20 protein-coding genes are annotated in these 18,848 nt (G+C 53.5%); 18 read left to right on the forward strand and 2 right to left on the reverse strand.

The genetic code is table 11. The features are described 5' to 3' along the window. The first annotated feature begins 6 nt into the window (after positions 1-6). The 11 genes from IJ22_RS03665 to IJ22_RS03710 all read left to right on the forward strand — a co-directional run bounded on the left by IJ22_RS03665 (position 7) and on the right by IJ22_RS03710 (position 9,853). Complete coding sequence (locus IJ22_RS03665) at positions 7-1,656, forward strand: FAD-dependent oxidoreductase (RefSeq protein WP_062407323.1); 1,650 nt, start codon at positions 7-9, stop codon at positions 1,654-1,656. Beyond that, the gene (locus IJ22_RS03670) at positions 1,653-2,003 is read left to right on the forward strand and encodes a 4Fe-4S dicluster domain-containing protein (RefSeq protein WP_054817970.1); all 351 of its coding nucleotides are present in this window, start codon (positions 1,653-1,655) and stop codon (positions 2,001-2,003) included. Before IJ22_RS03665 ends, IJ22_RS03670 begins: the two co-directional genes overlap by 4 nt. Before the next feature lie 18 nt (positions 2,004-2,021). Continuing rightward, on the forward strand, positions 2,022-2,798 hold the full coding sequence (locus IJ22_RS03675) for an ABC transporter ATP-binding protein (protein ID WP_062407325.1): 777 nt from the start codon (positions 2,022-2,024) through the stop codon (positions 2,796-2,798). A 21-nt stretch (positions 2,799-2,819) separates the two neighbouring features. Then, positions 2,820-3,653, forward strand: a complete 834-nt coding sequence (locus IJ22_RS03680) for an ABC transporter permease (RefSeq protein WP_062407327.1) — start codon at positions 2,820-2,822, stop codon at positions 3,651-3,653. Positions 3,654-3,686: 33 nt separating this feature from the next. Then, the gene (locus IJ22_RS03685; protein WP_062407329.1) at positions 3,687-4,532 is read left to right on the forward strand and encodes an ABC transporter permease; all 846 of its coding nucleotides are present in this window, start codon (positions 3,687-3,689) and stop codon (positions 4,530-4,532) included. A 64-nt stretch (positions 4,533-4,596) separates the two neighbouring features. Further along, positions 4,597-6,201: an FAD-dependent oxidoreductase gene (locus tag IJ22_RS03690; RefSeq protein WP_054817969.1), complete on the forward strand. Its 1,605-nt coding sequence runs from the start codon at positions 4,597-4,599 to the stop codon at positions 6,199-6,201. Continuing rightward, positions 6,198-6,530, forward strand: a complete 333-nt coding sequence (locus IJ22_RS03695) for a 4Fe-4S dicluster domain-containing protein (protein ID WP_062407331.1) — start codon at positions 6,198-6,200, stop codon at positions 6,528-6,530. Before IJ22_RS03690 ends, IJ22_RS03695 begins: the two co-directional genes overlap by 4 nt. Positions 6,531-6,624: 94 nt before the next feature. Next, entirely contained in the window at positions 6,625-7,644 is a 1,020-nt protein-coding gene (locus tag IJ22_RS03700; protein ID WP_062407332.1) for an ABC transporter substrate-binding protein, read from the forward strand. An 18-nt stretch (positions 7,645-7,662) separates the two neighbouring features. Then, positions 7,663-8,277, forward strand: coding sequence for a nitroreductase family protein (locus IJ22_RS03705; protein WP_074727032.1), 615 nt, complete (start codon positions 7,663-7,665; stop codon positions 8,275-8,277). A gap of 31 nt (positions 8,278-8,308) precedes the next feature. Next, positions 8,309-8,461, forward strand: a complete 153-nt coding sequence (locus tag IJ22_RS26235) for a hypothetical protein (protein WP_160327341.1) — start codon at positions 8,309-8,311, stop codon at positions 8,459-8,461. Positions 8,462-8,464: 3 nt separating this feature from the next. Further along, positions 8,465-9,853: an MFS transporter gene (locus IJ22_RS03710; RefSeq protein WP_074727031.1), complete on the forward strand. Its 1,389-nt coding sequence runs from the start codon at positions 8,465-8,467 to the stop codon at positions 9,851-9,853. Between the two features lie 57 nt (positions 9,854-9,910). Here IJ22_RS03710 and IJ22_RS03715 read toward each other — a convergent pair whose 3' ends face one another. Beyond that, entirely contained in the window at positions 9,911-10,888 is a 978-nt protein-coding gene (locus tag IJ22_RS03715; RefSeq protein WP_082660656.1) for a CapA family protein, read from the reverse strand. 380 nt (positions 10,889-11,268) lie between these two features. Continuing rightward, entirely contained in the window at positions 11,269-12,729 is a 1,461-nt protein-coding gene (locus IJ22_RS03720; RefSeq protein ID WP_062407338.1) for a DHA2 family efflux MFS transporter permease subunit, read from the reverse strand. 403 nt (positions 12,730-13,132) lie between these two features. Between IJ22_RS03720 and IJ22_RS03725 the strand changes: the two genes are divergently transcribed. The 7 genes from IJ22_RS03725 (at position 13,133) to IJ22_RS03750 (ending at position 18,797) form a co-directional block, all read left to right on the forward strand. After that, positions 13,133-14,203: an ABC transporter substrate-binding protein gene (locus tag IJ22_RS03725; protein ID WP_062407340.1), complete on the forward strand. Its 1,071-nt coding sequence runs from the start codon at positions 13,133-13,135 to the stop codon at positions 14,201-14,203. A 20-nt stretch (positions 14,204-14,223) separates the two neighbouring features. Further along, a complete protein-coding gene (locus tag IJ22_RS03730) occupies positions 14,224-15,099 on the forward strand; it encodes an ABC transporter ATP-binding protein (protein ID WP_054817964.1) in 876 nt (291 codons plus the stop codon). After that, positions 15,092-15,952: an ABC transporter permease gene (locus IJ22_RS03735; protein WP_082660658.1), complete on the forward strand. Its 861-nt coding sequence runs from the start codon at positions 15,092-15,094 to the stop codon at positions 15,950-15,952. The genes IJ22_RS03730 and IJ22_RS03735 overlap by 8 nt, the downstream gene beginning before the upstream one ends. Positions 15,953-15,983: 31 nt before the next feature. Next, positions 15,984-17,327 carry an LLM class flavin-dependent oxidoreductase gene (locus tag IJ22_RS03740; RefSeq protein ID WP_062407343.1) on the forward strand — a complete coding sequence of 448 codons (1,344 nt, stop codon included), beginning with the start codon at positions 15,984-15,986 and terminating at the stop codon, positions 17,325-17,327. A gap of 22 nt (positions 17,328-17,349) precedes the next feature. Beyond that, positions 17,350-17,502, forward strand: coding sequence for a hypothetical protein (locus tag IJ22_RS27135; protein WP_418007112.1), 153 nt, complete (start codon positions 17,350-17,352; stop codon positions 17,500-17,502). Beyond that, complete coding sequence (locus IJ22_RS03745) at positions 17,463-17,795, forward strand: SDR family oxidoreductase (RefSeq protein WP_201023588.1); 333 nt, start codon at positions 17,463-17,465, stop codon at positions 17,793-17,795. The genes IJ22_RS27135 and IJ22_RS03745 overlap by 40 nt, the downstream gene beginning before the upstream one ends. A 66-nt stretch (positions 17,796-17,861) precedes the next feature. After that, the gene (locus tag IJ22_RS03750; RefSeq protein ID WP_062407345.1) at positions 17,862-18,797 is read left to right on the forward strand and encodes a TauD/TfdA dioxygenase family protein; all 936 of its coding nucleotides are present in this window, start codon (positions 17,862-17,864) and stop codon (positions 18,795-18,797) included. Positions 18,798-18,848: the final 51 nt, after the last annotated feature.

Consider the following 18,848-nt stretch of genomic DNA (forward strand, 5'->3'; position numbering starts at 1 on the left):
GGGCTGATGAACAAAAGTGTAGAAGACGGCAAACAGCTCGCGGATGTTTTGGTTATCGGCGGGGGGCCGGCCGGTGCATGGGCGGCATGGAGCGCGGCTGCTCAAGGGGCGAGCGTTATCCTGGCGGATAAAGGCTATTTGGGCACAAGCGGCGCGACGGCACCGGGCGGGACGAATTTATTATACCTGCCGCCGGACCGCGAGCTTAGGGAGCAGGCTGTGCAGCAGAGGATGAAGGGGGGCGGCTTCTTATCCGAACCGGACTGGATTCATCGTGTACTGGACCTGGTATATCAAAGGCTGGAACTGGTCGAGTCCTGGGGATATCCGTTTCCCCGCGATGAGCACGGCACCCCGATGCGGGATCATCTGCAAGGTCCCGAATATATGCGGCTGATGCGCCGTGCGGTCAGCCGGGCGGGTGTTCGCATTCTCGATCAATCGCCGGCGCTGCAGCTGCTGGTCGATGAGCATGGCGTCGGTGGCGCCAGAGGCATCTCCAGGCTGGATGGCTGTACATGGGAGGTGCGGGCAAACGCCGTGGTCATCGCGACCGGCGGTTGCGCCTTTTTGAGCAAAGGGCTTGGCTGCAACGTCTTGACCGGCGACGGACTGCTGATGGCCGCCGAGCTCGGCGCCGAGCTTTCCGGCATGGAGTTCAGCAGGCAGTATGCGCCAAGCGCCGCCTTTGCCACCAATACGCGCGGACGGCTGTTAAACTGGGCTACCTTCAGCGCGGAGGACGGAACGATACTGCACACTCCGGGAACCCGGCGTCCTCATGATTTTTTGCCGAAGATGCTGAGCAAGGGTCCGGTATATGCCGTACTCGACCAGGCAGATACTGAAGAGAAACGGAACATGTTGCGAAGCTCGCACGCCATTTTCTTTCTTCCGCTCCTTCGCGCCGGCATCGATCCGTTCACGCAGCGGTTCCCGCTCACGCTTCGCTTTGAAGGTACGGTACGCGGAACAGGCGGGATCCGGATCGTCGGCGACGATTGCTCGACGACGGTGAACGGCTTGTATGCGGCAGGCGATGCGGCCACAAGGGAGCGGGTGACCGGGGGACAATCCGGCGGCGGAGCGTTCAACGCATCGTGGGCGATCTGCTCGGGCAGTTGGGCAGGGGAAGGCGCAGCGAGGCATGCGCTCACGCAAGGCAAGTCAGCGGCTGCGCGCCATCTGAAACCGGCGGGACGATCAGGGATTGAGCCCGACAGCGGTCCGATCCGTCCGGAAGCGGATACGTCCAATTTGGTGGAGGCGGTGCAGCGCGAAGTGTTTCCGCTCGAAATCAATTATTTCCGCAGCGTTCCCGTATTGCGCGAATCGCTGCAAAGGCTCCATAGGCTGTGGCGGCAGACGTATGCGCAAGCTCCGCAATCGATACAGGCGAAGGTGCGGGCGAGAGAAGCGTCGGCGATGATCGCCACCGCCCGCTGGATGTATACCGCAGCGTTGACCCGTACGGAAACCAGAGGAATGCACACGCTTGCGGAGTATCCCTTCGCTGATCCCCATCAGCAACGCCGGTTGATTGTGTCGGGGCTGGATGAAATTCAGACCCGGTTTGACCAGGTGCCCGGGTCATATGCCCAGCCGGCTGCGGACAGCGGTCTGTTCGGAGCGGCAAGGGAGGTGCAGATCCGATGATTGAATGGGTCAGTGCCGACCGCTGCGTGCAGTGCGGTATATGCGTCAAAGTCTGCCCGACCCATGTGTTTGACCTGGGCCCGGACGATACCCCCGTTATTGCCCGGCAGGAGGACTGCCAGACGTGCTATATTTGTGAAGCGTATTGCCCGGCCGATGCGCTGTACGTTGCCCCATATGCCGATGAGAAGGTGAAGGTGGAGGAGCAGGAACTGATCGCTTCCGGCATATTGGGAAGCTGGAGAAAGACGATCGGCTGGGGGCCCGGACGAACGAAGCTGGCCGCCATGGACCAAACGCCGTTTATCGACCGAATACTTCCGGCAAATTTTAATGACAAACCGTAAGAGAGGAGAAAACAGAAGATGAGCATCCCGCTGCTGAACATTTCGAAGCTGAATAAAACATTTCAGACGAATAAAGGCCCCGTCCATGCGCTTCATCAAATCGACCTGAACATTAAAGAGGGCGAATTGATCACCGTCATCGGGCCGAGCGGCTGCGGCAAGAGCACGCTGCTCAAAATTATCGCCGGCCTTGATCTTCAATACGACGGAGAGGTCGCGCTGGATGGAGAGCCGATTAGCAGGCCGGGTATTGATAAAGGCTTTATATTCCAGGAGCCCCGCTTGTTCCCTTGGCTGACGGTCGAAAAAAATATCGCCGCTGACCTGTCGTTAAAAAATCCGGAAGTGCGCCGCAAGGTAGATGAACTCATTGAACTGGTCCGGCTGACAGGCTTTGAAAAGTCGTATCCGCGGGAGCTGTCCGGAGGGATGGCCCAGCGGGTTGCTATTGCCAGAGCGCTGCTGCGCAAGCCGAAAGTATTGCTGCTCGATGAGCCCTTCGGGGCGCTCGACGCGTTCACCCGGGCTCACATGCAAGAGGTGCTGCTCGACATCTGGCAAAAGAACAGGACGACGATGATTTTTGTTACGCACGATATCGACGAAGCGGTTTTTCTTGCGAATCGGATCGTTATTTTAAAGCCGAGGCCGGGTTCGATCCGCAGCGTCGTTACGGTGGATCTGCCGTTTCCGCGTAAGAAATCGAGCATCTCGTTTCAGGAAATCCGTTTCAAAGTAATGAATGAGTTTGAACAGATCGAGGAGCTTGAACTGATCGACAGCTCCGGCATTTAAAACAGGTAAAGGAGTCAGGCTATGAGTCGCACGACCGAAGTATTACCGTCAAAAACAGGCTGGTGGCGCAATAAAATACGGCTTGGACATAGCGGCAGAAGCAGGCTGCTGGTCGGCGCGCTGCTCCCCGCGCTGGTGCTTGTGATTTGGCAGCTGCTCGGACAGATTGGACTCATTTCCCGGCTGCTGTTTCCAACCCCGCTGACGATTGCGGATTCATTCATTGCACTGATCGCTTCCGGCGCGCTGTGGGAGCATCTGCGCATCAGCATGATCCGGGCCGCGGCCGGCTTCGCCTTGGGCGGCAGCCTCGGGCTGCTGTTCGGTATCGCGGTAGGTCTGATGCGCAGCGTGGAAAAAACCTTGGACCCGACTGTACAGATGATTCGGATGATTCCTCATCTGGCTGTCGCTCCGTTATTCGTCCTCTGGTTCGGTCTCGGAGAAACATCCAAAATACTCATTATCGCCAAGGGCGCGTTTTTTCCGATTTACATTAATGCTTTTCTAGGTATCCGCAATGTGGACAATAAGCTGTTTGAAGTGGCGAAGGTGCTCTCATTCAGCAAATTGAAGCAAATCATCCGTCTCGTCATACCGGCAGCGATGCCGAATCTGCTGCTTGGCGTTCGTCTTTCGCTCGGTGTCGCCTGGCTTGGTCTGGTGGTGGCGGAACTGATGGGCTCTACGTCCGGCATAGGCTACTTGATGTCGGATGCACGACAATTTTCACGAACGTCGGTCGTTTTTGTGTGTATCATTATTTTTGCTCTGGTCGGTTATTTGGCGGATGCACTGGTACGTTTTTTGGAGAGGCGATTGCTGCAGTGGCGCGATAGTTTTCAAGGCAAATAACGTATTGCATTTTTTAGTCAGGAGGTTGCTGGTATGAGTCATCAGGCGGAGGCGCTTTCCAAGCCGGTCAGCGGCGTCGGCAAGACCGACAGAGGGCTGATCCACGCCAAATGGAAAGAACGATGGAACCGGATGATCGTCGGAGCGATTCTGCCCGTAACGATCGTGGTGGCTTGGCAACTGCTCGGGGATTTAGGTCTGATCTCGACGTTTTTTTTGCCGACGCCGCTTATGATTGCCGAGGCATTTAGAACATTGGCTGTTACGGGGGAATTAACCGAGCATTTGGCCATCAGTCTGGGGAGGGCGGCGACAGGCTTTGCGATTGGAGGAAGCATCGGCTTGCTGCTTGGCATCATAACCGGGCTGTCGAGGAATGCGGAGAACGTGCTGGATCCATCGATGCAAATGTTCCGAATGATTCCTCATTTGGCGATTGCTCCGCTGGTTATTTTGTGGTTTGGCTTCGGGGAGACATCGAAAATATTGATTATTGCCAAGGGGGCGCTGTTTCCGCTCTATGTAAACACCCTTCTCGGCATCCGCAGTGTGGACAATAAAATGTTTGACGTAGCGCATGTATTGGAATTTAGCCGGTTCAAACAAATTGTCCGGCTGATCCTGCCGGCATCGCTGCCGCATATTTTGCTGGGTCTTCGGCTGTCTTTGGCCATTTCCTGGCTCAGTCTCGTCGTGGCCGAGCTGATCGGATCGCAGTCGGGTGTCGGATTCCTGATCAACTTTGGCAAGCAAACGTCGAGTACAGAGCTCATTTTTGTCGGCATCATCATTTTTGCGATCGTCGGCAAGCTCGTGGATTCATTTGTGCGGTTATTGGAACGGTCGCTGCTGCAGTGGCGCGACAGCTTTCAGGGCTGACCGGCTTGAAGGCCGGACAAGACGGCAAACAACTTTCAATTCTATTTTCGGGGAGGGCAACACATTGAGCGAAGCATGGAAAAGCACGGATTTGCAATTGGAGACGGATGTGCTGGTGATCGGCGGAGGTCCCTCCGGAACGTGGGCGGCACTGACCGCAGCGGTATCCGGCTCAAAGGTGATCCTGGCGGATAAAGGGTACTGCGGCACGAGCGGGGCGACGGCACCGTCCGGAACAGGTGTATGGTATGTCAGTCCTGACGCCAAGCTGAGGGAAGAGGCCAAACAGAGCCGTTATGGCCTGGGCGGGCAACTGGCGGAATCCGATTGGATGGACCGGGTGCTGGATCAAACCTACGAAAATATGAACAAGCTTTCCGAATGGGGCTATCCATTTCCGACCGACGATGAAGGCAACCCTTACCGCAGAGGCTTGCAGGGGCCGGAATACATGAAGCTGATGCGCAAGCTCGTCAAGAAGGCCGGCGTGCGCATTCTGGATCATAGCCCGGCGCTGGAGCTGCTGGCCGATGAGCACGGCGTCGGCGGCGCGGTCGGAGTAAGAACGCAAACCGGGGAATCGTGGAGCGTCAGGGCAGGAGCCGTCATCATAGCGACAGGAGGCTGTGCTTTCCTGAGCAAGGCGCTGGGCTGCAACGTACTGACCGGCGACGGTTACTTGATGGCTGCCGAGGCGGGGGCCGAACTGTCCGGCATGGAATTCTCCAATGCATATGCGATTGCCCCGACCTTCTCATCGGTGACCAAGACAGCGTATTACCGGTATGCCACCTTTTATTATGAGGACGGTACGGTAGTGGAGGGGGCCGGTTCGACACGCGGTCGCTCGGTGATTGCCCGCAATTTGCTGCAAAATCGTCAAGTGTACGCGCGTCTCGATCAGGCGCCGGAGGATGTTAAGCCGCTGCTGCGCGTGGGACAGACGAACTTCTTCCTGCCGTTTGACCGGAGGGGCATCGACCCGTTCACTGAACGGTTTCCCGTCACACTGCGGCTGGAAGGAACCGTACGGGGAACAGGAGGCATCGAAATCGTCGATGAATATTGCGCCACGAAAGCGCCGGGCTTGTATGCAGCGGGTGACGCGGCAACGCGCCAGCTCATTTGCGGAGGGTTTACCGGCGGAGGCAGCCACAATGCGGCATGGGCCATGTCATCAGGCACATTCGCCGGCAAGGGAGCGGCAGACTATGTACGGCGCACGGGTACGCATGCGCTTCGCCGCAATTTGAAGGGGTTGTCCTCTTCGCCGTTATCGGCACACGGCCATGCGGCGAAACCATCGGAGACGGCCGGGCATATTCGCGCCGTGCAGGAGGAGGTAACTCCGTACGACCGCAATTTGTTCCGTACGGATGCGGGGCTGGGCGATTCCCTTGGACGTCTTGATCAATTGTGGAAAGAAATCAACAAGGATAGCCTTGCTTTGAACATCGATGCAGTCAAAGCCCGCGAAGCTGCGGCTATGACGGCTACTGCCCGGTGGATGTACGAGTCGGCCAGGGTCCGCACCGAAACGCGGGGGATGCATAAGCGCGAGGATTTCCCGGAGCTGGACAGCAATCAGCGCTACCGGCTCGTCAGCGGAGGACTGGATCAGGTGTGGGTAAGAACGTCGCCGGTGAATAAGGAGGCTGTATTGCATTGATTGAAATAATCAGCGAATCCCGGTGCATTGAATGCAATCAGTGCGTATCGGTGTGCCCGACCAACGTATTTGACCGCGTGGAGGGCGGCATCCCGGTCATTGCCCGACAGGACGATTGCCAAACTTGCTTTATGTGCGAACTGTACTGCCCGGCCGATGCCATCTATGTCGATCCCGAGTTTGATAAGCCGGTCAGCGCGAGCGAGGAGGCACTGGAGCAGGGTGGTATACTGGGAAGCTATCGCGAGAAGGTGGGCTGGGGGCCGGGCCGCAAACCGGTGTCAGCGCACGAGTATATGTATCAATTGGCGAAAAGGGCGATACCTTAACGCACATTGAAGAAGGATGGCGGAGAGGGCCATGATTCGTTTAGTGGGTCGGGCGATTGCACCATCTATAAGGATATAAAAAGGGGGAGCTTCAATGATACGCGCCAGGAAAATCAAAACAGGCCGCAAAATGCGGCATTCCGGTCTATTGTTCATGATCGTCGCTTCCTTGATCTGGCTGCAAGCTTGCGGTACGGTCAGTGACGACAGCGCCTCGGGCGAGCCGGGGGCATCCGGGATTCCGGCCACATTAAATTATGGCTATATCGGCAGCAACAAGCTCAATTTGCCGGGCGGCGCCGAAGGCTGGGGCTTCTATACGGGCATTATTCAGGAAGAGTTGAAGAAGCATGGCATTACCGAAGTGACCTTTACCGGCTTTCCGAATGGGCCTGACCAGACGGAATCGTTAATTAGCGGCCGCTTGGATTTCGGCAGTTTGGGCGATACGCCCGCGATTATCGCCCGTTCGACAGATGCTCCGACAAGGCTGATCTCTCAAGGAACCGTCGGCAGCATTGGTTACTTGATTGCCAAAAAGGGCGGTCCTGCCAAGCTGGAGGATTTGAAAGGCAAGACAGTGGCTACGCAAAAAGGGTCATTCCATCACCGTTTTTTGGCCGGTTTGTTGAAAAAGCATAACATTACCGATGTCAATATCGTTCATTTGCTCCGTCCGGACGGTGAAGCGGCATTAGCCCGGGGTGAGATTGATGCGATGACCAATACCGGGGTGTATGCATTAAAACAGATCGAACAAGGCTACCCGCTGCTTGACGATGCGGTGAAAAATCCCGAGCTTCTTGGAACAAGTGCTACGGTTGTGACGGAGAAGTATCTGCAAAAGTTCCCCGAATTCCCTAAAGTCTGGAATGAAGCCCGTCAGAAGGCGTATGAGGACTTGCTGGCGAATGAAGAAAAATACTATGAATTTGTCGCTCAAGTGTACAACAGCACCGTTGAATTGGTAAAGCAGGTACATCCGATCAGCCAAATTCAAGCCGAGGCCTTTACGGAAGAAGGCTTAAAGCTGATGGAAGGGACGAAGCAGTTTTTGGTCGAGGAGCAACTGGCGGCCCGGGACTTTGATTTAAACGACTGGATCATTAAATGAATAAGGGGATGGATGACGATGAGCATAAAAGCGGATTGGAAGAACAACGAGCTGTTGGAGGAAGTGAAGGCAAACCGAACGGCGGATTATCCCGTTCACCCGTTATTTTTAAACCGTTGGTCGGCCCGCTCCTATTTGAGTAAACCGGTTTCCGATGAAACCCTGTATACGGTGCTGGAAGCGGCCCGGTGGGCACCGTCGTCCAGCAATTTGCAGCCATGGAGATTTATTGTGGCTAATACGGAGGAGAAGCTGGAGCAAATTCGATCGTTTCTTTTTCCGAATAACCGGCTTTGGGCCGACCAGGCTCCTGTGCTTATTGTCATTGCTTCCACCAGGGTGAAAGAAAACGGGGATCCGCAACCGATTCATTCGTTCGATACAGGGGCGGCTTGGGCAGCTCTCTCGCTGCAAGCGTCCCTGCTCGGTTTATCGACCCGCGCTATGGGCGGCTTCGACAAGGAGGCGGCCCGCAGGGAACTGCAGGTTCCCGACACCTTCGAGCTGCATGCGGTCATTGCGCTGGGATATCCGGGAGGAAAAGAGACGCTTCACGAAAGCTTCCGCGACCGGGAGCTGCCTAATGGACGCCGGCCTTTAAGCGAGAGCATCGTGGGCGACACCTGGAGTTAATGCGCTATTAAACCGGAAAGGAACATCATTTATGAAACCATCGCCGATCGAAGTGTTGCTAACAGATAAGCTGCGGCTGCTGCCTTTGCCGGATCAAGAGCAACTGCCGCTCGTTGGTCTGTTTCAGCCCGAAAAGTCCGGTCATTTGTCCAAGCGTCCGATGAAGATTCGCACCAGCTTTTAGACGATGACACGCCGGCAGCTACTGTTAATTTCCGCCGTTGCCCTTGGCACACTTCTTAACCCATTGAATACAACGATGATTTCCGTCGCGCTCAGCCGGATTCAGGCTGATTTCGATTTAACCTTTTCCGAGCTGTCCTGGTTAATCTCTACCTATTATATAGCAAGCGCAGTCGGTCAGCCGGTGATGGGGAAATTAAGCGATATGTACGGGCGCAAACGTATATTTATGCTTGGATTGTTCATGGTGACGGCAGCTTCTTTGCTGGCGCCTTTCTCCCCCAGTTATGGCTGGCTGCTCGGCTTTCGGATCATTCAAGCTTGGGGAAGCGCCTCTCTTCATCCGGCCGGCATGGGCTTGATCCGTAACGAAATTACCGGCAATCAGGCCAGGGCGCTCAGCGTGCTATCCATCTTTGCAACGACATCGGCCGCAATTGGCCCCACCCTTAGCGGGTATTTGCTTTATTATGGGGACTGGAATTTGATCTTTTTCGTCAATTTTCCGGTGATCGTTGTATCGTTCCTGCTGGCTCTTCGATATATGCCGGGCGATCCTCCCAACAAAAGGGAGGCGCTGCGACTGGATGGCTGGGGAATCGCCCTTTTTTCTTCGCTGATTCTCGTCTTGCTGCTGTTTTTACTGTCTTTGCCGGAGCGCATTGGCTGGCATTGGCTGGTATTGTGGACGATTGGATCGGTCTTTTTTTACCGGTTTGAAGCACGGCATCAGCAGCCGTTCATCGATGTCAAATTTTTGCGGAGTCATCCGGCTGTATGCCAGATATATATTCACTTTATTTTGGTCAATGCGATTTACTATGCGATCATGTTTGGCTTTCCTTCCTATTTACAGCAGGTCAGGCATTTCGACAGTCAGCAAGTCGGCACGATCATGCTCGGGCTGGCTGCCTTCGGCATTCTCGTCAATCCGCTGGCGGCGCGATGGATTGATCGAAGCGGTTCCCGCTCTCCCTTGATCTTTGGCGCTATTTTGGTCATTGCGGCCACCTTATTCATGCAGACGGTGGGTGATGAAGCCGATTCGGGGTGGATTTTTTTCGTTCTGTCGCTTTTCGGCATGAGCGGCAGCTTCCATAATCTCGGCCTGCAGACGGCGCTTTATTTATATATAGACCGTGCGAATACGGGGATTGCTTCCGGGCTGTTCATGACTTCCCGGTTTATCGGTACAATCTTGTCATCGAGCATACTGGCGGCCTTCTTCGGCATCCGGATGGCTACGGATTCGTTGCATGCAATGGCCTGGGTGTGTTCGGCACTTGCCGTGATCATGCTGCTTTTGTCCGTAAAAACGGAGAAAAGGGAGAGGCACCAGGACGGGCACAGCAGGCATTCGGAGGTGAAGGGCGCGATGGAGAAGCAGTCGTGAGGCGGCTTTAAGGCTGATTTTCACACTTTACTGTTAGCGTCCTATGCGCCGGTTCTACTATTTGACGATCGGTACAACCCGATAGACCGTTTTCCCTTTTTCTTTTTTGCGTTGGACCACCGTGGGCAAACGATCGACTCTGGAGAGATCCGTTACTCCTCTGTTATTTTTCGTTAAAGTCATGGTCAGGATCACTCCCCGGGTTGTATTCGCATTGTTTTTCAATCGGGTTGAGATGAAATTGCCTAATGACGATGCGGCGACCCGCTTTCTGACACGACCGTCGATATCTTTTACTTTGTAAATCACTATAGGATGCTGCACATGGGGATGCGCCCCTAAAACCGCATTCGCACCTTGTTTAAATAAGGCATGCATCAATTGTTTTTGATTTTTATTGGGGGAAGGCCGGTACTCCTGCCCGAAATGAAGGTATACAATAAGAAAATCGGTTTTATTTTTCAATTTGCGGATATCCGTAATGATCTTCTTTAAGGCGATTCGGTTGACAAGCCACGGTTTCGGTACGGTGATGGAGTTTGTCCCTTTGGCATAGTTCAAAATTCCAATTTTTACGCCCTTCACCCGTAAAATCAGATGCCGTCTGGATTCTGCGGGGGAACGGAAAGTTCCGGTATGCTTTAAACCATGTTTGTCGAGGACGTTTAATGTTCTTTTTAAACCAGCTGCTCCCCCGTCCATACAATGATTGTTTGCGGTGGTCAACACTTGAAAGCCGATGTTTTTAAGGGTCGATGCCAGTTCGTCAGGACAGTTGAATAGGGGAAAGCCCGTTCTCGGATTCCTTCGCTCTTGTGGGGCACGGCCCTTCGGCTGTTTTCCGCCAGCTCCCGGGCGCCTATTCCCGGAAAACGTCGTTTCCAGATTCCCAATCGTAATGTCGGGCTTTGTTAAATAAGGTTTAACGTGTTTAAAGATAGGATCGAACGCATAGCCGCCAGCTTGTTTGGCCGAGGCAATGATTCTGCTTTTCATTAACAGATCTCCTACTGCGGCAATGGTGATTTGAATCAACGCACTCACTCCTTCATGAGTACACTTTATTCAAGAGAACGGGTTAGTGCTTGCAAAATGGGCGAAGTCCCAAAACAGAAAAAGGAGTGCATCTCTTAATGAGTGCCTCCATTTTCCGGAACATTATGATTTTCCCGGCCTGTTCAGATCAATGATCATCACAATGAGCAAGAGCAATTGGATAAGCTCTGAAAGACTCATACCAATCTCCTCCATCTTTAAATAGATGGCTCTTCCGTCCGGGTACTCCTCTCCCAAGGAGAATCATTACGCTCTATACAACGTATGCCATGGGAGATCATATAATGACAAAGCATGGGGGCAGGGATGCATAAACACCCCTGCTTTTTTTATTGATTCGCATCGTGTGTCCGTATGGGTCAGGCGTTTTTCTTGGCTGTGCCGAACCGCTGCGTGCGAAGCATGAACGCAAGCGGCAGCCCAATAAACGAAAATGCGGCCGCGAACAAAAATGCATCATCAATGCTCATCGTATAGGCGGTCAGATGTATCCATCTGCTGCTTTCGTCGGCAGCCGTATGCTGCAAAACATGCGTATGGGTATTCATCCGGGCATAGAAGATGGAGGTGAACAGTCCCAGCGCCAACGCCCCGAAAATTTGTCTTAACCAATTGATCAATGCCGAAGCATGGCCATACAGCTCCGGCGGCACGGCTTGCATTCCGGCGTTCATCGCAGGGGTCAGCGAAAGGCCGATGCCTATGTAACGGACGGCCATCCAAACCGCAACGTACGTGTAGCTGGTATCGAGCTGCAGAAAACTAAACATCCACGAGGCGAACACCACCAGGAAACCGCCTGCGAGCACCAGTCGAAGCGGTCCGACCCGATCATACCAGCGTCCGGCCGCAATGGTTGCGACACCGAGAGTCAGCGCCGGCAGCAGAAGCAGCAGACCCACATGGGAAGGACTCATCTGATGAATTTCCTGAAGATATAACGGAATAAAATAAATTCCCGAGTACAAGCCCACGATGAGCACGGCGGAAACGGTGATGCTTGCCGTGAAGATCCGGTTGCGGAACAGCCGCAGCTGCAGCAGAGGCTCCTTCGTTCTCAGTTCAAGAATAACAAACAAAAGTATCGCCGATAAGCCAATACTCAGAAACAATACGGAAGCTCCGGAGGCGAAGCCCCAGCTGTACACATTCGTGAAGAATGTCAGCAGCGCAAGACTCCCTGCCACAGCATAAGCCAACCCCCAGCCGTCCAAACGCTTGGGCACGTTCCCGCGTTGGAAAGGAATCGTCCTCCAGCCGAGCAGCAGCGTCAACAGGCATAGCGGGATGAGCACCAGAAACATCCATGGCCATTGATGCTCCATCAGCCACCCGCTGATCGTGGGCGCAAGGGCAGGACCCAGAATGGTGGATGCCGACCAAAGGCTGACGGCCATCGTCTGTTTCGGTTTCGGTGTGACCTGGAAAATAATCGTAAGCGTTACAGGTTGAATTAATCCGCAAAAGATGCCCTGCAGCATCCGGAATACGATCAGGGCATAAATATTCCAAGAAATCGAACAAAGAATGGAACTCACAAGAAGCCCGGCAATCGAGAACAAAAACAAATTTTTGTTGCTGAACTTCTCGCCAAGGTATCCGGTAATGGGAGTGATGACCCCTGCCGTCAGCGTAAATCCGGTCATTAGCCATTGGGCAGTCGCAAGGTCAGAGTTGAAAATACGAATGAAGGAGGGGATGCCGACGTTCATAGAGCAAATATTGTAAATCGAGATGAACGATCCGAGGATCACAACGACCAGTACAGGAACATAGGAAGATGATGCCGTTTGTTTCACAGGACGGGCTGCGGTATTCATATAAACCACTCCTTTGCTTTAAAAACAAAAAAGAGACATGACTGCTTGCCCTGCACATGTCTCCGGAGGTCCGGTTGATTTTGTTTTAACCCTATCGTCTGACGTTGGATTCTATCTTATCAATGATTTTTTTGGGAGTCAATCCAATTTTTCCCTACATTAGAGCGAGGAATAAAGGCCTTGAATTCATCGGCTCAGCTGCCATTTTTGCAAAAAAACCTGTTGACATGGGTAAACATCAAGGGTAATATTGCGTTAAATCAAAGTAAGTCTATAGGTATTACCGGTTAATCGACCGGACTTCCGGAGACACCATCATCTTGAGATGAATGTGTGTCTTTTTTTATCGACAAAATACGGGGCGTACTGAAATGAACAAAACAAAAAAGCGGAGGTTTGAACCATGAAAAAACATTGGGTAAAAAAATGGATCAGCGCGGCGGTATTTCTTTTACTCGCTTCTTCCATCCTGCTTACAGGCTGCGGTCAAACCAAAACTTCCGCGGCCGACGGGTCCAACGATGCTGACAAAGGCTCCAAAGGTGACGAACTGGAAGTGACCGAGCTTAGATACCAAGGTTCGGTCGGTGCGGTAACGTTTCCTGAATTAGCTGCCGACCTGGGATATTTGGCGCCTCTGAAGCTGAATCACATCGGCAATACGATCAGCGGCCCGCAGGATATCCAAGCCGTTGTGACCGGGGATACCGATTTTGGCGGAGCCTTTAACGGGGCGATCGTGAAGCTGATTGCCGCGGGAGCGCCCATTAAGCCGGTGATCGGATATTACGGTGTCGATGATGAAACATGGACCGGTTATTACGTCTTGGACGGCAGTCCGATCAAGACGGCCAAAGATTTAATCGGGAAAAAAATCGCCGTAAATACGCTCGGTGCCCATCATGAATTTGTTATTAAAGAATATTTGCACCGGGAAGGACTGACGAAGGAAGAGATTGAGAAAGTGACACTCGTCGTTATCCCGCCGGTCACTTCGGAGCAAACGCTGCGGGCAAATCAGGTAGACGTTGCCACGCTCGGCGGAATACTGCGCGACAAAGCATTGGAGCGCGGCGGCATTCATCCGCTGTTTACGGATCGGGAACTGTTCGGCAATTTTACGGCCGGAAGCTACGTGCTGACGGAAAAGTTTATCAAAGAGAATCCCAACACGGCCCGCAAATTTGTGGAAGCCACCGCGAAAGCCATCGAGTGGGCGCGCACGACACCGCGTGACGAAGTCGTTGCCCGTTTCGAAAATATCATTAATACACGGGGCCGTAAAGAAGATACAAGTGCCATTAAGTATTGGAAGAGCACAGGCGTTGCCGGGGCCGGCGGGCTCATCTCGGATCAGGAGTTCGATACATGGATCAAATGGCTTGAAAAAGAAGAGGTGTTGAAAAAAGGACAATTAAAGGTCGAGGGATTATACACGAATGAATTTAATCCATACGCAAACGAAAAGAAATAAACGGTGAGAGGAGTATGCAAATGTCAGCCAAAATCAGCATTCAGCATGTGCACAAGTCGTTTCAGATCCAGCGGAATCTCGGACACCTGAAGGCAAGCGCCCAGCCTGTCTACGCTCTGCAGGACATTAGCTTGGACGTGAGGCCCGGGGAATTTATGGTGATTGTCGGCCCGAGCGGCTGCGGCAAATCGACGCTGCTCGATCTGCTTGCCGGCTTAACGAAACCGAGCAGCGGTCAGATTTTGCTCGACGGCAAACCGATTGCGGGCCCCGACTTATCACGCGGTATCGTCTTCCAGCAATATGCGCTGTTCCCTTGGAAAACGGCTCTTGCGAATGTCGAGTTCGGATTGGAGACCAAAGGCGTAGGGCGGAAGGAGCGCAAGAAAACCGCACGCGAATTCATTCAACTGGTCGGCCTCGGCGGCTTCGAAAACCGTTATCCGCATGAGCTTTCAGGCGGGATGAAGCAGCGGATTGCGATCGCCAGAAGCTTGGCCTATGATCCTGAAGTGCTTCTGATGGACGAACCCTTCGCCGCACTGGACGCACAGACAAGAGAAACGCTCCAAAGTGAGCTGCTTCGCATTTGGGAAGCTACGGGGAAGACGATTATTTTCATCACGCACGGGATTGAAGAAGCCGTTTATCTTGGCCAGCGGGTAGCCGTCATGTCGTCGCGTCCGGGCCGCATTAAAGCGGTCATCGATATTCCTTTTAACGCCAGAACATCGGGGGAAGATCTGCGCTCCCATCCGGAATTTGTGGCGATCCGCCATCAAATTTGGGGTTTGCTGAAGGATGAGGTTCACAAATCGCAGGAACAGGAAATGGAGAAAAGCCTGCATGGGGCAGGCGCGAAACCGAATTCGAAAGGAGCTGCAGCCAATGAGTAATGCAACTGCGGCAGAACTGCAGACGGGACTGAAACAGGAGAAAGCGATCACGGAGCGCAAACGGGGGTTGTACGCGCTGCGGTGGTCATTAAAGAATCTGTATTCGTTGTTTAAAAGCTCAATGGCCATTATCGCATTTCTTGCTTTATGGGAGCTGGCGCCGCGGTTAGGCATAACCAACGAGACCTTTCTGCCCCCTTTTTCCCTAGTGGTTAGTTCATGGTGGGAACTGCTGATATCCGGAGATTTGGCCGAGCATACCGAAGCGAGCCTGACGCGCTCGTTTAGCGGATTTTTTCTGGCGATTGCCATCAGCATTCCGCTCGGCCTGGCCATCGGCTGGTGGAGGCCGGTTGCGGAATTTCTTAACCCGCTGCTGGAGCTGTTCCGCAATACGGCGGCGCTTGCGATTCTCCCTGTATTTATTTTGCTGCTTGGTCTTGGTGAAACATCGAAGATTGCAATCGTGTTCTACGCCTGCGTGTTCCCTCTGCTGCTGAATACGATCAGCGGTGTCCGCAACGTAGACCCGCTTTTAATTAAATCGGCCCGATCGATGGGGCTGTCCTCGATCAGCCTGTTCCGCAAAGTCATTATTCCCGCCTCAGTACCTACCATTTTTGTTGGCATTAGACAAGCCGGCGCCAGCTCCATTCTTGTATTGGTTGCTGCGGAGATGGTTGGAGCGAAATCCGGCCTGGGTTATTTGGTCCAATATACGCAGTTTAGTTTTCAAATCCCTCAAATGTACTCGGGTATCATTTCTATCTCTTTAATTGGTCTTGTGATCAACTATGTCCTGGTGTTTACAGAGAAAAAGTTGACTTCCTGGAAGCAATCCATAAACGAATAATGATCATTTGATTGGGAAAGGTGTAGATGACATGAGCAGAGCGCAAAGACAAATGAACTTAAATGTGTTTCTTATGAACGCGGGACATCACGAGGCGGCATGGCGCCGCCCGGATACGGAGCCGCACCATATTACCGATATCAAGTACTTTCAGCGTCTCGCGCAAACAGCGGAAAATGCGAAATTTGACTCGCTGTTCTTAGCTGATGGACTTGCGGTAAGCCCTAATATTAAGCACGGCGCTTTTATCGGATTGGAGCCGTTCACTCTGTTGTCCGCGCTGGCTGCCGTTACTGAACGGATCGGCTTGATCGGAACGGTATCGACGACCTATAACGAGCCGTTTCATGTGGCCCGCAAGTTCGCTTCGCTGGATCATATCAGCAAAGGCCGTGCAGGCTGGAACATCGTCACGTCCGGAAGTGAATTCGAAGCGTACAACTTCAACAGGGACACGCATTTGGAACACGGCAAACGGTATGCGCGGGCCAGAGAATTTCTGCAGGTGGCCACCAGCTTATGGGACAGTTGGGAAGATGATGCGATTGTTATCGACCGGGAGTCGGGTACTTTTGCCGACAGCCGTAAAGTCCGCCCCATTCACCATACGGGAGACACGTTCAAAGTACGGGGGCCGCTGAATGTCCCCAGACCGCCGCAGGGATACCCGGTGCTTGTGCAGGCGGGTTCCTCCGAGGACGGCAAAGAGTTTGCCGCCCAGTATGCCGAAGCCATCTTTACCGCGCAGCAAACATTGGCGGACGGGCAACAGTTTTATTCCGATGTGAAAAGCAGGCTGGTGAAATACGGACGAGATCCGGATCAGTTGAAAATATTGCCGGGCATTTGCCCGATCATCGGCGCCACGGAATCGGAAGCGAAGGAAAAGGAGCAGGAGATCAATGAATTGACAGTGCCGGCTTACGGGCTGCAGCAGCTGTCAAACATGCTGGGCGTGGAGTTATATACATATCCTCTTGACGGTCCGCTGCCCGAATTGCCTGATATTGACAAGATTAACGGCAATAAGAGCCGTTTCCAACTGGTCGCCGATCTCGCCAAACGGGAACAGCTAACCATCCGCCAATTGATTCATAAGCTTGCGGGCGCCAGAGGGCACCGTGTATTTGCCGGTACGGCGCTGCAAGTCGCTGACCAGTTGGAAGAATGGTTCACGTTGGGGGCCGGCGACGGGTTTAACGTCATGCCTCCCTATTTGCCTGGCGGACTGGAGGAGTTTGCGCAGCAAGTTGTACCGGAGCTTCAGCGCAGAGGATTATTCCGCACAGAATACAGCGGCTCGACACTCCGCGAGCACTACGGCTTAAGAAGACCGGTCAATTCATTTACCGCAGCCGCAGTCCTTGACGGATGAAGATTTTACCGACGCATGGAATTTGAAGCTGCTTGGTTATATACGCACGATCAGAGCGGTTTTGCCGCATTATCAGGAAAGACGGCAAGGCAGCATCGTCAATATCGTCGGCGGTGCCGGACGGACGCCTCTCCTTTGTTCCTTCCCGGTGGAACGACCAACGCCGCGCTGTTAAATTTCAGCAAAGGCTTTTCCAAGGAGCTTGCGAAATACGGGATTCGGATCAACTCGGTGTCTCCGGGGCTTACGGCTACGGAAAGAGCGGAAGTGCTTGCCCTGCAGCAAGCTGAGGCGAAAGGAATTTCCGTTGAGCAGTATAAGGCGGAGAGCACAGCAGCGATCCCGCTGGGCGGGCTTGTGGATCCGCAGGAAATTGCGGATATTGTGTTATTTCTGGCATCCGATCGGGCTAAGTCCATTACGGGTGCTGAAATATTGGTAGACGGCGGCCAGCAGCCGGGTGTGTAACAGAAGATCAGGGCAGTGGAGCTGGAAGCTGCCCGGATACAACCATATTCTTGAGGAGGTTTTGGAATGAGTAACGTAGGCAACGACAATGCGGTGGAGTTGAAGGCAAAGGTGCACCCGATCGCCGGGCGGATCGGTGCAGAGATAACGGGTGTGAAGCTTTCCGCGGATCTGGATCCGGAGACTGATGCAGTAATTAAGGAGGCTTTATTGAAATATAAAGTCATCTTCTTCCGCGGCCAGCATCATCTGGATGATGCAGGACAGGAGGCGTTGGCTGGATTGTTCGGCGACCCGGTTGCACATCCGACCGTGCCCAAGAAGGAGGGAACGGGTTACATTCTGGAGCTCAATGCCGCACATGGACGCCGCGCGGACTCGTGGCATACCGACGTCACTTTCGTCGATGCTTATCCGAAGATTTCGATCCTGAGAGCAGTAACTGTTCCGAAATCGGGCGGCGATACCGTTTGGGCCAACACTGCGGCTGCCTATGAGCATCTGCCTGAAGAGCTGCGCAAGCTGGTTGATAGGCTGTGGGCCTTGCATACGAATGAATACGACTATGCCGCAAATCGAAGCAAAGTGTCGGACGAGGCGCTTCGCTATCATCGGGAAGTGTTCACATCCACGCTGTATGAGACGGAGCACCCGATCGTAAGGGTGCATCCGGAGACAGGCGAGCGTTCACTGCTGCTGGGGCATTTTGTAAAGAAAATTATCGGCCTGTCGTCCGCCGATTCCGCTTATCTGCTGAGCCTGCTGCAAAACCATGTGATTCGCTTGGAAAATACGGTGCGCTGGCGCTGGTCCGCCGGCGACGTGGCGATCTGGGATAACCGCGCAACTCAGCATTATGCCATCAACGATTACGGCGACCAGCAGCGTATTGTACGCAGAGTGACGGTGGATGGCGATATTCCTGTCGGTGTGGACGGAAGACAAAGTGTAACGCGCAAGAAGCTGCCGAATGATGGCTTATCGGACGAGGCGACGGCATAACAACGGGTCTATGGAAGCCCGTAAGAGAGCGGCGGCATGGTGCTGCTGCGA

Origin of the sequence: Paenibacillus naphthalenovorans (genome assembly GCF_001465255.1) — a bacterium.
GTDB lineage: Bacteria > Bacillota > Bacilli > Paenibacillales > NBRC-103111 > Paenibacillus_G > Paenibacillus_G naphthalenovorans.